Source organism: Streptomyces actinomycinicus (genome assembly GCF_016741775.1).
In the GTDB taxonomy this organism is placed as follows: domain Bacteria; phylum Actinomycetota; class Actinomycetes; order Streptomycetales; family Streptomycetaceae; genus Streptomyces; species Streptomyces actinomycinicus.
In genome coordinates, this window is sequence record NZ_JAERRK010000020.1 from 32,521 (window position 1) to 46,526 (window position 14,006).

The 14,006-nt window shown below is 70.8% G+C and carries 8 protein-coding genes and 4 pseudogenes; 8 read left to right on the plus strand and 4 right to left on the minus strand.

Going from position 1 to position 14,006, the window contains the following annotated elements; translation table 11 throughout:
* Positions 1–163: 163 nt before the first annotated feature.
* Positions 164–339, minus strand: a pseudogene (locus tag JK359_RS39395) (SDR family NAD(P)-dependent oxidoreductase); the annotation flags it as partial.
* Positions 340–669: 330 nt separating this feature from the next.
* Positions 670–2,247: a Na+/H+ antiporter gene (locus JK359_RS29560; RefSeq protein WP_201842110.1), complete on the minus strand. Its 1,578-nt coding sequence runs from the start codon at positions 2,245–2,247 to the stop codon at positions 670–672.
* A 266-nt stretch (positions 2,248–2,513) separates the two neighbouring features.
* On the opposite strand from JK359_RS29560, the pseudogene JK359_RS29565 reads away from it, so the two are divergent.
* The 8 genes and pseudogenes from JK359_RS29565 to JK359_RS40460 form a co-directional block, all read left to right on the plus strand.
* Positions 2,514–2,651 (plus strand): annotated as a pseudogene (locus tag JK359_RS29565) (sensor histidine kinase KdpD); the annotation flags it as partial.
* Positions 2,650–2,958 (plus strand): annotated as a pseudogene (locus JK359_RS29570) (amino acid permease); the annotation flags it as partial. The pseudogenes JK359_RS29565 and JK359_RS29570, both read left to right, overlap by 2 nt.
* A gap of 257 nt (positions 2,959–3,215) precedes the next feature.
* Positions 3,216–3,305, plus strand: a complete 90-nt coding sequence (gene kdpF / locus JK359_RS29575) for a K(+)-transporting ATPase subunit F (protein WP_016434100.1) — start codon at positions 3,216–3,218, stop codon at positions 3,303–3,305.
* A gap of 8 nt (positions 3,306–3,313) precedes the next feature.
* Positions 3,314–4,978 (plus strand): potassium-transporting ATPase subunit KdpA, encoded by a 1,665-nt coding sequence (kdpA, locus tag JK359_RS29580; protein WP_201842112.1) that lies wholly within the window; start codon positions 3,314–3,316, stop codon positions 4,976–4,978.
* The gene (kdpB, locus tag JK359_RS29585; protein WP_201842114.1) at positions 4,975–7,104 is read left to right on the plus strand and encodes a potassium-transporting ATPase subunit KdpB; all 2,130 of its coding nucleotides are present in this window, start codon (positions 4,975–4,977) and stop codon (positions 7,102–7,104) included. Before kdpA ends, kdpB begins: the two co-directional genes overlap by 4 nt.
* A 5-nt stretch (positions 7,105–7,109) precedes the next feature.
* Positions 7,110–7,817, plus strand: coding sequence for a potassium-transporting ATPase subunit C (locus JK359_RS29590; RefSeq protein WP_201842116.1), 708 nt, complete (start codon positions 7,110–7,112; stop codon positions 7,815–7,817).
* 132 nt (positions 7,818–7,949) lie between these two features.
* The gene (locus JK359_RS29595) at positions 7,950–8,633 is read left to right on the plus strand and encodes a response regulator (RefSeq protein WP_201842118.1); all 684 of its coding nucleotides are present in this window, start codon (positions 7,950–7,952) and stop codon (positions 8,631–8,633) included.
* Position 8,634: 1 nt separating this feature from the next.
* Positions 8,635–8,733, plus strand: a pseudogene (locus tag JK359_RS40460) (hypothetical protein); the annotation flags it as partial.
* Here the strand turns inward: JK359_RS40460 and atzF are convergent.
* Complete coding sequence (gene atzF, locus JK359_RS29605) at positions 8,733–10,421, minus strand: allophanate hydrolase (protein ID WP_201842120.1); 1,689 nt, start codon at positions 10,419–10,421, stop codon at positions 8,733–8,735. The pseudogene JK359_RS40460 and the gene atzF sit on opposite strands and share 1 nt — an antisense overlap.
* Positions 10,418–14,005, minus strand: coding sequence for an urea carboxylase (gene uca / locus JK359_RS29610; RefSeq protein WP_201842122.1), 3,588 nt, complete (start codon positions 14,003–14,005; stop codon positions 10,418–10,420). Before uca ends, atzF begins: the two co-directional genes overlap by 4 nt.
* Position 14,006 lies beyond the last annotated feature (1 nt).

A 14,006-nucleotide genomic window follows, 5' to 3' on the forward strand; every position in this document is an offset into this window, starting at 1 on the left:
GCGGTGGTTGCTGAGCGTGATGTCTCGCATCTGACCGGCGTTGTTCACACCCAGATCCAGGTCGGCTGGTTCCTGGCACCCCTGTCGCTCGGCCGACCGCGCGGCGAACGTCTTCAAGGAGCGGGTCTCCAGCCGGGGGCCGGGCTAGGCCGGGCCGTCGCCCTCTTTCGCCCGGGCCGCTGGTGAGCGCGGGCTCCAGCAGGTACGTCAGCAGGTAGTGGGCGAGGAAGTTGACCTGGAAGGCGACTTCATTGCCATCGGCGGTCACCGTGTGGCGTTCGGGGGCGGCCAGCCGGCGTTGTCGACGAGGACGTCGAGGTGCGGGTGAGCGGTGACGACTGCCGGCGGCCGGCAGTCAGCGAGAGGCCCGTACGGTAGTTCCCGGGAAGCTCCTTGATGCGCGCCTTGTACGCCCGCCGGCGCTTCTTGGGTCCGATCAGCTTCACGAGTAAGCCGCTTCTTCCGACATCGGACGTGGTTACTCGCCCCCTTCGCGGAGCTGTTCCAGTCGTTCCGTGAGGAAGCCCCAGGTACTCCAGAACTCTTCGAGGTACTCCCGTCCGTCCCTGAGCGTTGAGGGAATGCACCTAGCGCGGCGGCCCCTTCTCGGAGGGGACCTTCTCCACGTCGACGCAGGCGGCGTCATCATGCTCGACGAGCCGACGGCGTCTAGGCGTCCGTCAGCCGGGCCTCTTCCAGGTCCAAGGCGCGCTGCAGCCTGCGGCGGGTGACGTCGCTGATGGTGTGGGTGTCGTAGAGGCGCTGGAGTTCGCCGGTCTCGACCGTGATGAGATCGCGGCGCAGCTGGCGGTACACCCGGTCGGCGGACTCGGTGGCCGTGCCGTCGGCGCCCTTGCTGTCGGCGAGGCGGTCGCGCGCGTCTTCGAGCCGGGCGGCCAGGCCCCGGCGGAGCCGGTCGAGGACGACGTCCGGCACCACCTCCAGCTCCGCGAGTTCCTCCAGGCGGGCCAGGCCGGCGTGGGCGAGGTGGGAGCGGGCCTCGGCCTCTTCGCGCGCGGTGTGGTGGGGCTCCAGCGCGATGCCGGAGCGCCGGACGAGCGGGGCGAGGGTGAAGCCCTGGACGACGAGAGTGACGACCACGACCGAGGTGGTCAGGACCAGGACCAGCGACCGGTCGGTGAGCGGGGCGCCGTTCTCCATGACCTCCGGGATGGACAGCGCCGCGGCCAGCGGCATCACTCCGCGGGTGCCCGCCCAGGTGAGCACCATCGGCACCCGCCAGTTCACCCCTGCGACGCCGCCCTTGCGCTGCACGACGGCCGAGAGCGGTGCCAGCCACAGCAGGCGCACGGCGACGAGCGTGGCGGCCACGGCGAGGGCGTACAGCGGCCAGGCCCGGCCCCCGTCGGCCAGCGCCCGCACCTGGGAGGGGAGGGCCAGCCCGATGAGGCTGAAGACCACGCTCTCCAGGAGGAAGACGACCGTGCCGTACACGGCGTGGAGCTGGAGCCTTATCCGGGCGTTGGTGAGCCGGTCGCCGTGTCCGCCCAGGACCACCCCGGCGACCACACAGGACGTGACTCCGGAGGTGTGCGCGATCTCCGCCAGCAGGTAGGCGGCATAAGGGGTGACCAGGGCGATCACCGTTTCCAGCACCGGATCCTCGGTGCGGCGCCGGACCAGTGTGATCACTCCGGCCACTGCCGCGCCGATCACCGTGCCGCCGCCCGCGAGCAGCAGGAACTCGCCCCCGGCCGAACCCCAGTCGGCGGCGGCCGAGGCCACGGCGATGCCCGCGGCCACCCGGACCAGCACCAGGGAGGTCGCGTCGTTGAACAGGCTCTCGGCCTGGACGAGGACCTGGACCCGGGGAGGCAGGGCGAGCCTGCGGCCGAGCGCCGTGACCGCCACCGGATCCGTGCTGGCCAGCACCGCGCCGAGGACGAACGCCATCTGCCAGGACAGTGGAGTGAGCACGGCGGCCACCGCCGCGACAGCTGCCGCGGACGCGAGGACCAGGCCGATGGCGAGAACGCCCACCGGCTTCCACACGGCCCGCAGCTCCCGCCAGGGCATGTCCTCCGCGCTCGCGTACAGCAGCGGCGGCAGAACGACCAGGCCGATGATCTCAGGGCTGATCTGGATCTCCGGCGTGCCCGGCAGCAGCGCCACCGCGAGACCGGCGACCACGAGCAAGGAGGGAGCCGGGATACGCCATCGGCGCGCGAACGTGGCGACCACCGTGGCGAGAACCACGAGGGCGAGAACCGTACCGACGCTGCGCATGCCGTTCCCCTGGGGCCTACGGAAGCCACCCTGGCCTCCGGCCGACCAGACTTCCCGGCACACCTGTCCTCAGCCTATCGGGCCAGGTCACATCAAGACAGTGTCAAGGTCTCGGGGAGCGCCGCCAAGGAAGTGCTAACGACCACGTCGATCGCCCGGCGAAGCGGCTTCCTTGGAGGAGGAACCTTTCCGCGCGGGGAAGCCGGATCAGGGAGCGGAGCGCGTCGACGGCGATGAGTGACGTACGGCCCGGACGACTGAAGGTCGACATCGAGACCCTCCTCGACGCCGGCATCGACGTGATCACCGCGCTGAACATCCAGCACCTGGAGTCCGTCAACGACGTGGTCGAGAAGATCACCGGAGTGCCCCAGCACGAGACCGTGCCGGACGAGGTCGTACGTGTGCTACCCGGACCCCGAGGACAGGGCCCAGATACATGCCTTCGAGCGGTCCTGGGCGGCGTGACCCGGGCGTGGAACTCGTGCGGCTGTCCTGTGAGCGGCGCAGTCTGGGCCGCCTCATCGCCGCGTACGTCCTGAGGCGGCCGCCGCCGAGCCCGGCACCCGGGTGACGGTGCTGATCCCGGAGGCCGAGCCGGAGCGGCTGTGGCAGCGGCTGCTGCAGAACCGGCGCGGCGCCGTCGTCGCGCACGCCGTACGCCGGGAGACGGACGCGGTGATCTGCCGGCTCCGCTTCCGGCTGCTGTGAACCGGGTCACCGCCGATCAGGGGGCCTACCGGCCAGTACGGATCAAGGGCCGTAAGGGCCCCGTCAAAGGTGACGGGGCGGCCGTAAGGGGGCCGTCAAGGGGCGACCAGATCAAGCCAGAGACGCGCTTTCCTCGTAGACGTCCGATGCAACCGAACCTCACTCCAGGAGTTCGCGATGGCCGATCTGGCCTTCGTCGTCACCGTGCTCGCGGGTTTCGCGCTGGTGGCCCTTGTCGCCAAGGGGGTGACCAAGCTGTGACCGCCGAGAACATCGTCGGCCTCGTCGTGGCCGTCGCCCTGCTGGGCTATCTCGTCCTCGCCCTGATCTTCCCGGAGAGGTTCTGAGACACGACATGAGTCCCGTACTTGCAGGCGTGCTCCAACTGCTCGCCCTGACGGGCGCGCTGGCGCTCGTCTATGCCCCCGTCGGTAACTACATGGCCAAGGTCTACTCCTCCCCGAGGCATCTTCGGGTGGAGAAGTGGGTCTACAAGGCCATCGGGGCCAACCCTGACTCCGAGATGACCTGGCCCGCGTATCTGCGCGGTGTGCTGGCGTTCTCGGCCGTCAGCGTGCTGTTCCTCTACCTGCTGCAGCGGCTGCAGGGCGTGCTGCCCGGCTCGATGGGCTTCTCGTCGGTGAATCCGGCGCAGTCGTTCAACACGGCCGTGTCCTTCGTGACGAACACCAACTGGCAGTCGTACTACGGCGAGCAGACCATGGGGCACGTCGTGCAGACCGCCGGTCTGGCCGTGCAGAACTTCGTCTCCGCGGCCGTCGGCATGGCGGTGGCCGTGGCGCTCGTCCGGGGGTTCGCCCGCTCGCGCACCGGTGAGCTGGGCAACTTCTGGTCCGACCTGGTCCGTGGCACCTTGCGGATCCTGGTGCCGATGGCCGCCGTCGCCGCGGTGGTCCTGGTGGCCTGCGGGGCGATCCAGAACTTCTCCGGCATCCACGAGGTCGGGCAGTTCATGGGCGGCTCGCAGCAGTGGAACGGCGGCGCGGTGGCCTCCCAGGAGGCCATCAAGGAGCTGGGCACCAACGGCGGCGGCTACTTCAACGCCAACTCCGCCCACCCCTTCGAGAACCCGACCCCGTTCACCAACCTCTTCGAGACCTTCCTGATCCTCGTCATCCCGTTCTCCCTGACCCGGACCTTCGGCGTGATGGTGGGCTCGGTGCGGCAGGGATACGCGATCCTCGCCACGATGTTCACGATCTGGCTGGGCTTCGTCGCGCTGATGATGTGGGCCGAGTTCGCGCACCACGGCCCGGCGCTGCAGGCCGCGGGCGGCGCGATGGAGGGCAAGGAGGTCCGCTTCGGCATCGGCGGCTCGTCGATCTTCGCGGTCACCACGACCTTGACGTCGACGGGTGCGGTGGACTCCTTCCACTCCTCCTTCACCGGCCTGGGCGGCGGCATCACGATGCTGAGCATGATGCTGGGAGAGATCGCGCCCGGCGGCACCGGCTCCGGTCTCTACGGCATCCTGATCATGGCCGTGATCGCGGTGTTCATCGCCGGCCTGATGGTCGGCCGTACGCCCGAGTACCTGGGCAAGAAGATCGGCGCGCGGGAGATGAAACTCGCCGCCTGCTACATCCTGATCACCCCCGCCCTGGTGCTCGTGTTCACGGCCGCCTCGATGGCGCTGCCGACACCGCCGCACTCCATGCTCAACTCCGGCGCGCACGGGTTCTCCGAGGTGCTGTACGCCTTCACCTCCGCCGCCAACAACAACGGCTCCGCCTTCGCCGGCCTGAACGCGAACACCGACTGGTTCAACACCATGACCGGGCTCGCGATGCTGCTCGGCCGCCTCCTGCCCATGGTCTTCGTGCTGGCGCTGGCCGGCTCCCTGGCCGGGCAGAAGCCGGTCCCGGTCACCGCGGGCACCTTGCGCACCGAGAAGCCGCTGTTCACCGGCCTGCTGGTCGGCGCGATCCTGATCATCACCGGTCTGACGTACTTCCCGGCCCTCGCCCTGGGCCCGCTCGCCGAAGGACTGGCGTCATGACCACCCGAACGGAAAACCACGAGGACTCCATGTCCACTCCCACCCTTGCGCCCCATCAGGACGCGCCGACCGGGCACAAGCCCGCCGAGGGCCGTGCCGGAGCGGGCCTCTTCGACCCCAAGGCGCTGGTCAAGTCCCTGCCCGACGCGTTCCGCAAGCTCGACCCGCGGGTGATGGTCAAGTCGCCCGTGATGTTCGTGGTGTGGATCGGCTCGGTCCTGACCACGGTGTTCTCCTTCAAGGACCCGGGGGACTGGTTCGGCTGGACGATCAGTGCCTGGCTGTGGCTGACGGTGATCTTCGCCAACCTGGCTGAAGCGGTCGCCGAGGGCCGTGGCAAGGCCCAGGCGGACACCCTGCGCAAGGCCAAGACCGACACCGTCGCGCGCCGGCTGCTCGAGGACGGTTCCGAGGAGCAGGTGCCGGGCACGGCGCTGACCATCGGTGACCTGGTGGTCTGCGAGGCGGGCGACGTCATCCCCGGCGACGGCGACGTCGTCGAGGGCGTGGCTTTTGTGGACGAGTCGGCGATCACCGGCGAGTCGGCACCGGTCATCCGAGAGTCCGGCGGCGACCGGTCGGCGGTGACCGGCGGCACCAAGGTGCTGTCCGACCGGATCGTCATCAAGATCACGACGAGGCCCGGCGAGACCTTCATCGACCGGATGATCAACCTGGTCGAGGGCGCGGCCCGGCAGAAGACGCCCAACGAGATCGCGCTGAACATCCTGCTCGCCTCGCTGACGATCGTCTTCCTGCTGGCGTGTGCCACCCTGCCGCCGTTCGCCACCTACGCGGGCACCCACCTGACGATGGTCGTGCTGGTGGCCCTGCTGGTCTGTCTGATCCCGACCACCATCGGCGCGCTGCTCTCCGCGATCGGCATCGCGGGCATGGACCGTCTGGTGCAGCGCAATGTGCTGGCGATGTCGGGCCGTGCGGTGGAGGCCGCCGGTGACGTCTCCACGCTGCTGCTGGACAAGACCGGCACCATCACCCTCGGCAACCGGCAGGCCGCCGACTTCCTGCCGGTGCACGGCACCACCGAGGCCGAGGTCGCCGACGCCGCCCAGCTCTCCTCGCTGGCCGACGAGACGCCCGAGGGCCGTTCCGTCGTCGTCCTGGCGAAGGAGAAGTACGGGCTGCGCGAACGCCACCAGGGCGAACTGGCGCACGCCGAGTGGATCGAGTTCACCGCCCAGACCCGTATGTCGGGTGCGGACGTCGACGGTAGGAAGATCCGCAAGGGCGCCACCGCCTCCGTCATAGCCTGGGTCGAGGCGCAGGGCGGCGAAGTCGCAGCGGACGCCCAGGCGTTGACCGACCGCATCTCTGAGGCCGGCGGCACCCCGCTGCTCGTCGCGATCGAGGACGCCGACGGCGCCCGGGTGCTCGGTGTCATCCACCTCAAGGACGTCGTCAAGGACGGCATGCGGGAGCGGTTCGAGGAACTGCGGCGCATGGGCATCAAGACCGTCATGATCACGGGTGACAACCCGCTGACCGCCAAGGCGATCGCCCAGGAGGCGGGCGTCGACGACTTCCTCGCGGAGGCCACCCCCGAGGACAAGATGGCCCTCATCAAGCGGGAACAGGCGGGCGGCAAGCTGGTCGCGATGACCGGTGACGGCACCAACGACGCGCCCGCGCTTGCGCAGGCGGACGTCGGCGTGGCGATGAACACCGGTACGTCGGCCGCCAAGGAGGCCGGCAACATGGTCGACCTCGACTCCAACCCGACCAAGCTCATCGAGATCGTCGAGATCGGCAAACAGCTGCTGATCACGCGCGGGGCCCTGACCACGTTCTCCATCGCCAACGACGTCGCGAAGTACTTCGCGATCATCCCGGCGCTGTTCGCGGCGGTCTACCCGGGCCTGGACAAGCTGAACGTCATGCAGCTGTCCTCGCCCGACTCCGCGATCCTGTCGGCCGTCGTCTTCAACGCGCTGATCATCATCGCGCTGGTGCCGCTGTCCCTGAAGGGCGTGCGGTACCGGCCGATGAGCGCCGACAAGATGCTGCGGCGCAACCTCGGGATCTACGGCGTCGGCGGCCTGATCGCCCCGTTCATCGGCATCAAGATCATCGACCTGCTCATCTCCCTCATCCCAGGAATCGGCTGATCGCCATGAACAACTCCGTAACGAACACCGTCCGGTTGCTCGGGGCGGGCCTCAGGGCCCTCCTCGTGCTGACCCTGGTGACGGGCGTCATCTACCCTCTGGTCGTCACCGGCATCGCCCAGGGGCTGTTCAGCGACAAGGCGAACGGCTCCGAGATCAAGGCGGACGGCAAGGTCGTCGGCTCGTCCCTGATCGGGCAGTCGTACAACCTGCCGCTGAAGAGGGGGCAGGACACCCCGGAGCCGGACCTGAAGTGGTTCCAGGGCCGCCCGGCCAACGGACTCGGCAGCAACAGCGTCAACACGCGGTACCAGCTGATCCTGTCCGGCGCCACCAACCTGTCCGCCGACAGTGGCGCAGTGAACGGCAAGTGCCCCGACAAGCCCGACGACGGCACGCTCTGCGCCCAGGTGCTCGCCGCCAAGGCCGCCGTCGTGAAGGACAACTCCGTCCCCGGCTACACCGTGAAGCCGTCGGACGTCCCCGCGGACGCGGTGACCTCCTCCGGCTCCGGCCTGGACCCGGCGATCTCCCCGGAGTACGCCGAACTCCAGGTGCACCGGATCGCCGCGAAGAACGGCCTGTCCGTCGCCCAGGTCGAGAAGCTCGTCAAGGACCACACCACCGGCCGTGCCCTCGGCTTCATCGGCGAGCCGCAGGTGAACGTCCTTCAACTCAACATCGCGCTCAAGGCCCTCGCAGGAAAGCAGTGACGGCCTTACGCGACCCACACGGGGGCCGGCGGCCCGGGAGACATCCCGGGCCGCCGGCCCCCGCCGCCACGAAGCCGGCCGCCCCACCGCGGACGCGCATGGCCCGACGTACGACAGGAGAGGCACACACCCATGACCAGGGTGCTCGTGGTGGAGGACGACCCGCAGCTCGTACGGGCCCTCGTCATCAACCTGCAGGCACGTCACTTCGGCGTGGACCCCGCCCCGGACGGTGCCACGGCCCTCCGGCTCGCCGCCGCCCGTCAGCCCGATGTGGTCCTGCTGGACCTCGGCCTGCCCGACATGGACGGCGTCGACGTCATCAAGGCGCTGCGAGGCTGGGGCCGGGTGCCGATCCTGGTCCTGTCCGCGCGGCAGGCGTCCGACGAGAAGGTGGCCGCACTCGACGCCGGCGCCGACGACTACGTCACCAAGCCGTTCAGCATGGACGAGCTGCTGGCCCGGCTGCGGGCCGCCGTCCGCCGTACCGAGGACACCCCGCTCGTCCCCGAGACGACGCTGGTCGAGACGGAGCACTTCAGGGTCGACCTGCTCGCCAAGAAGGTGGTCAGACAGGGGCGAGACGTGCGGCTGACCCCGACCGAATGGCACCTGCTGGAGATCCTCGTGACCAGTCCGGGCAGGCTGATCACCCAGAAACAGCTCCTCCAGGAGGTCTGGGGTATCTCGCAGAGCAACAAGACCAACTACCTGCGCGTCTACATGGCCCAGCTCCGCCGCAAACTGGAGACGGACCCCTCCCACCCCCGCCACCTGATCACCGAGCCCGGCATGGGCTACCGCTTCGAGGGATGACATGGCACGCGGCAAGCTCCGGATCTACCTCGGCGCGGCACCCGGCGTCGGCAAGACCTACGCGATGCTCTCCGAGGCTCGCCCCCGGTCAGCAAAAGGTCAGCGTGCGTCGCGGCAGTGGCTCTGCTTGGGCCGGGCGAGACCGGCCACGTACGCGCGCCAGCTGCCGTACGGCGTGATGTCACGGGCACTTTCGACGGCCTGTGGTTCGCAGAGGAAACCGGTCACGAAACTTCCGTCCGCGAGTTCCACGCTGCCGAGCGCCATCGGGCGGGGCAGCGCGGCGAGGAGTGCGCCCAGTCCCTCGGCGGGAAGTTGCCACACCTCCGCCTCGATCGTGTTCCCGCCTTCGCCGACCCGGACCAGCCCCGGCTTCGGCGGGAGGGTGTCCAGCGCGAACAGCCGGTAGGCGGGCGCGGTCGTGGTCGTACGTACCAGCCGTCCTCCCACAGCGAGCAACTGCCCGTTCAGGGGCTGCCCCGACAGGTGCGCACCGATCACCGCGAGCCGCAGCGGCGGGGAGGTGAGCAGCCCGGCGATGCGGGCGAGCCGCTCGTCCGTGAAGGCCGGGCCGATCAGCATGACACCGAACGGCAGCCCGTTCACGTTGCCGGCGGGAACCGCCACCGCCGCCAGGTCGAAGAGGTTGGTGGAGTTGGTGAAGCGGCCGAGCCGGGCGTTGACGCCCAGCGGGTCGGCTTCGACCTCGGTGATGGTGGGGTGGCCCGGTGCGGTCGGCAGGAGCAGTGCGTCGGAGTCGCCGAGGGAGGCCAGGGCGCGGGTGCGGAGGTCTGCCAGCTTCCGCTGGTCGGCGTACAGCTGGTGGGCCGGGATGTCCCTGGCCCGCGAGATGATTCCGGCAACGGTCGGGTCGAGGTCGGGCGAGCCTTCGTGCGCGTCGACGAAGGCGCCTACGGCGGTGTAGCGCTCGGCGACGAACGCGCCCTCGTACAGCATCACGGCCGCCTCGGTGAACGGTGCCAGGTCGACGGGCAGGATCTCGGCGCCCGCGTCGGCGAGCCGCCGCGCCGCGGCGTCGAACGCCTCGGTCCAGCCACTGTCCAGCCGGCCCAGTTGGCCGGGTTCCGGGACGGCGATCCGCCACGGCCCGGGACGGCGGGCGGCCGGAGCCGACGGTGCGCGCCCGGGCGGCGCCGTCATGAGGGACAGCGCCCTCTCGGCCTCCGGCAGTGTACGCGCGAAGACCGTGACACAGTCGAGCGAGGCGCAGGCGGGGACGACGCCCTCGGTCGGGACCAGCCCGATGGTCGGCTTGAGACCGACGATGCCGTTGAAGGCCGCCGGTACCCGGCCCGAGCCCGCGGTGTCCGTGCCGAGCGCGATGTCGGCGATGCCGAGCGCGACAGCGACCGCGGAACCGGACGAGGAACCGCCGGACACGCGCTCCGGGTCGACGGCGCCCCGGACCGCTCCGTACGGGCTGCGGGTGCCGACCAGACCGGTCGCGAACTGGTCGAGGTTCGTGGTGCCGAGGACCACGGCGCCCGCCGCCTTCAGGCGGGCCACCGCCGGGGCGTCGGCGTCCGGCTTGTAGGCGTAGGCGGGACAGCCGGCGGTGGTCGGCAGTCCGGCCACGTCGATGTTGCCCTTGACGGCGACCACCGTCCCGGCCAGCGGCAGCCGCTCACCGGCGGCCGTCCTCGCGTCGACCGCGGCGGCGTCCGCCTCGGTCTCGGCCTGCGGGCGCAGGCCGATCCACACCTCCGGCCGGCTCACCTGTGCGATGCGCGCGTAGGCGGCCCGGACCCGTTCCACCGCCGTGATCATGCGGCTGCCTCCATGTTCTCGACGGGAGCGAGGACGACGAGCGCGGCACCGGCCTCGACCTGACTGCCCGGCCTGGCCAGGATCCGCGCGACGATGCCGTCGGCGGGGGCCGGGACCCGGGACTCCATTTTCATCGCTTCGAGCGCGAGCAGCGGCTGTCCGGCCGACACGCGGTCGCCTACGGCGACTTCCACCTTCCAGACGGATGCGGTGAACTCGGCCTCGACCAGGTGGCCGCCGACGGGGACCTCGATGTCGGTGGCCGGCGGGGCGACCTCGGCGGCCGCGTCGGCGCGGGCGAACTCGCCCGCCGCCTCCCAGGCGTCGCGTTCCGCACGGAACGCGACGCCCTGCCGGGCGCGGAACTCGGCGATCGACTCGGCATGGTCGGCGAGAAACCGCTGGTACGCGGCGAGCGAGAAGGAACCCTCCTCGATCCTCGGCACGAACCGGCCGGACGTGATGTCCGCGCGCAGCTCCAGGAGTTCGTCCGCGTCGACCGGGTACCACCTGATCCGGTCGAAGAAGCGCAGCAGCCAGGGACTGCCCGGTTCGAAGGCGCCGCGCTGCTGCCAGCCCGACCACACCTGTGTGGTGCGGCCGACGAACTGGTAGCCGCCGGGGCCCTCCATGCCGTAGACGCACAGGTACGCGCCGCCGATGCCGACCGAGTTCTCCGCGGTCCAGGTGCGGGCCGGGTTGTACTTGGTCGTGACCAGCCGGTGCCGCGGGTCCAGCGGCGTGGCGACCGGCGCGCCCAGGTACACGTCTCCCAGACCCATGACCAGGTATTCGGCGTCGAAGACGGTGCGGTACACGTCGTCGACGCTCTCCATGCCGTTGACGCGGCGGATGAACTCGATGTTCCAGGGGCACCACGGGGCGTCGTCGCGTACGCCCGCCATGTAGCGGGCGATGGCCTCGCGGGTCGCCGGGTCGTCCCAGGACAGCGGCAGGTGGACGATCCGGCTGGGCACCACCAGCGCGTCGGGGGCGGGGAGTTCCTCCTCCGTACGCCGGGCGATCTCGAGGAGCTTCTCCTGCGGCAGGACGTCGGGGTCCGTCCGCACCTGGAGGGAGCGGATGCCCGGGGTCAGGTCGACGACGCCGTCGAGCCGCTGCCCGGCCAGTGCCTCCGCGAGCGCGTGGATCCGCATGCGCAGCGCCAGGTCCAGTTGCATCGGTCCGTACTCGATGAGGAGGTTGTCGTCGCCGCTGCGCCGGTACGTGACCGACGGGCGGTCCCCGGTCCGGTCCAGGCGGGCGAGGACGCCGCCGTCGACGACGGCCTCCCGGTCGGTGCGCGGGGCCGCGACCGGGTCCCGCCGCAGGCGGGCGGCGGCCTCGGTGGTCACCGGGACGAAGCGGACCGTGTCGCCGGGGTGGAGCTGGCCGAGTTTCCAGCGCTGCCCGGTCACGATCGTCGCGGGGCAGACGAAGCCGCCCAGTGAAGGCCCGTCGGGGCCGAGCAGGACGGGCATGTCGCCGGTGTAGTCGACGGCGCCGACGGAGTAGGGCGTGTCGTGGATGTTGGACGGGTGCAGGCCCGCCTCGCCGCCGTCCGTACGCGCCCATCGCGGTCTGGGGCCGACGAGGCGTACACCGGTGCGCGCCGAGTTGAAGTGCACTTTCCAGTCCGCGGTGTAGAAGTCGCGGATGTCGTCGTCGGTGAAGAACTCGGGGGCGGCGTGCGGGCCTTCGACCACGCCGATACGCCACTCGCCACCGAAGGACGGCCGTCGGCCGAGGGGCACGACCGAGGTTTCCCGGCGCTGCTCGCCGCCGTGCAGGACGTCGCCCGCGCGCAGGGCGCGGCCGCCGTGCCCGCCGAACCGGCCGAGGGTGAAGGTGGCCGCGCTGCCCAGGAACTCCGGTACGTCCAGGCCGCCGGCGAACAGCACGTAGGTGCGCAGGCCGGGTCCGTCGGGCGCGCCGACGGCCAGGGTCTGTCCGGCCTCGACGGTGACCGGCTCCCACTGGGGTACGGCGATGCCGTCGACCGTCACGCGTGCGGGGGCACCGGTCACGCAGACCGTGGTCGGGTGGGTGAAGCGGACTGCGGGGCCCTCAAGGGTGCACTCCAGGCCGGGCGTGCCCTCGGCGTTGCCGAGCGCGGTGTTGCCGAGCCGGAAGGAGAGATCGTCCATCGGTCCGCACGGGGGGACGCCGACCTGCCAGTGGCCGGTGCGTCCGGGCCAGTCCTGCACGGTGGTCAGGGTCCCCGGCGTGACGATCTCGATGCGCGGCGTCGGGTCGCTGATCGTGGCGAGCGAGGCGGTGGAGTGGGCCGCCTGACGTACGCCGGCGTCCCGGAGCGCGGCGCGCACCAGGCCGAGGTTGGTCTCGATGCCGTCGAGCCGGGTCGTGGCGAGCGCGGCGTCCAGCTTGTCGAGCGCCTCGGCGCGGTCGCTGCCGTGCGCGACGACCTTGGCGAGCATCGGGTCGTAGGAGGTGGTGACCTCGGTGCCGGTCTCCACCCAGGTGTCGACGCGGACGCCCTCGGGGAAGGCGACGCGGGTCAGCAGGCCCGCGCTCGGCCGGTGGTCGCGGGAAGGGTCCTCGGCGTAGATACGGGCCTCGACGGCGTGGCCCTTCGGCGTCTCAGGCACGGTGACGACCGTCGTGTCGCCCTGCGCGAGGCGCAGCATCCACTCCACGAGGTCGACTCCGTAGATCTCCTCGGTGACGGGGTGTTCGACCTGGAGGCGGGTGTTGACCTCGAGGAAGTAGGCCTTCTCGCGGTCGGCGTCGTACACGAACTCGACCGTGCCGGCGGAGCGGTAGTTCACGGACGCGCACAGGTCCCGGGCCGAGGCGGCCAGTTGCTCACGTACCGCGTCCGGGAGGTCCGGGGCCGGGGCCTCCTCCAGGACCTTCTGGTTGCGGCGCTGGAGCGAGCAGTCGCGGTCGCCGAGGGTGACGACGCGGCCCTCGCCGTCGCCGAAGACCTGCACCTCGACGTGGCGGGCACGCTCGACGAGCCGTTCCAGGAAGACGCCGGCGGAGGAGAAGGAGGCGGCGGCCACGCGCTGCACCCGCTCCCAGGCGTCTTCGAGGGCGTCGGCGCTGTGGCACGCCTGCATGCCGATACCGCCGCCCCCGCCGGTCGCCTTGAGCATCACCGGGTAGCCGATCTCCCCGGCCGCCGCGAGGGCCGCCTCCACGGAGGGCAGCAGACCGGTGCCGGGCGCGAGCGGGACGCCCGCCGCCTGCGCGGCGGCGCGCGCCGTGTGCTTGGCACCGAACAGCTCCAGTTGCCCGGGGGTGGGGCCGACGAAGACCAGTCCCTCTTCGGCGCAGCGGCGGGCGAAGCCGGCGTCCTCGGACAGGAAGCCGTAGCCGGGGTGGACGGCACCGGCTCCGGTGTCCTTGGCGGCCTTCAGGATCAAGGAGGCGTCGAGGTAGGAGTCCTTGGCAGGGGCCGGGCCGAGCCGTACGGCCTCGTCGGCCAGCCGGACGTGCTCGGTCCCGCGGTCCGGGTCGGAGTAGACCGCGACGGTGCGCAGGCCGAGCCTGCGGGCGGTGCGGATGATGCGCGACGCGATCTCACCACGGTTGGCGACCAGCAGAGTGTCGAACGTCATG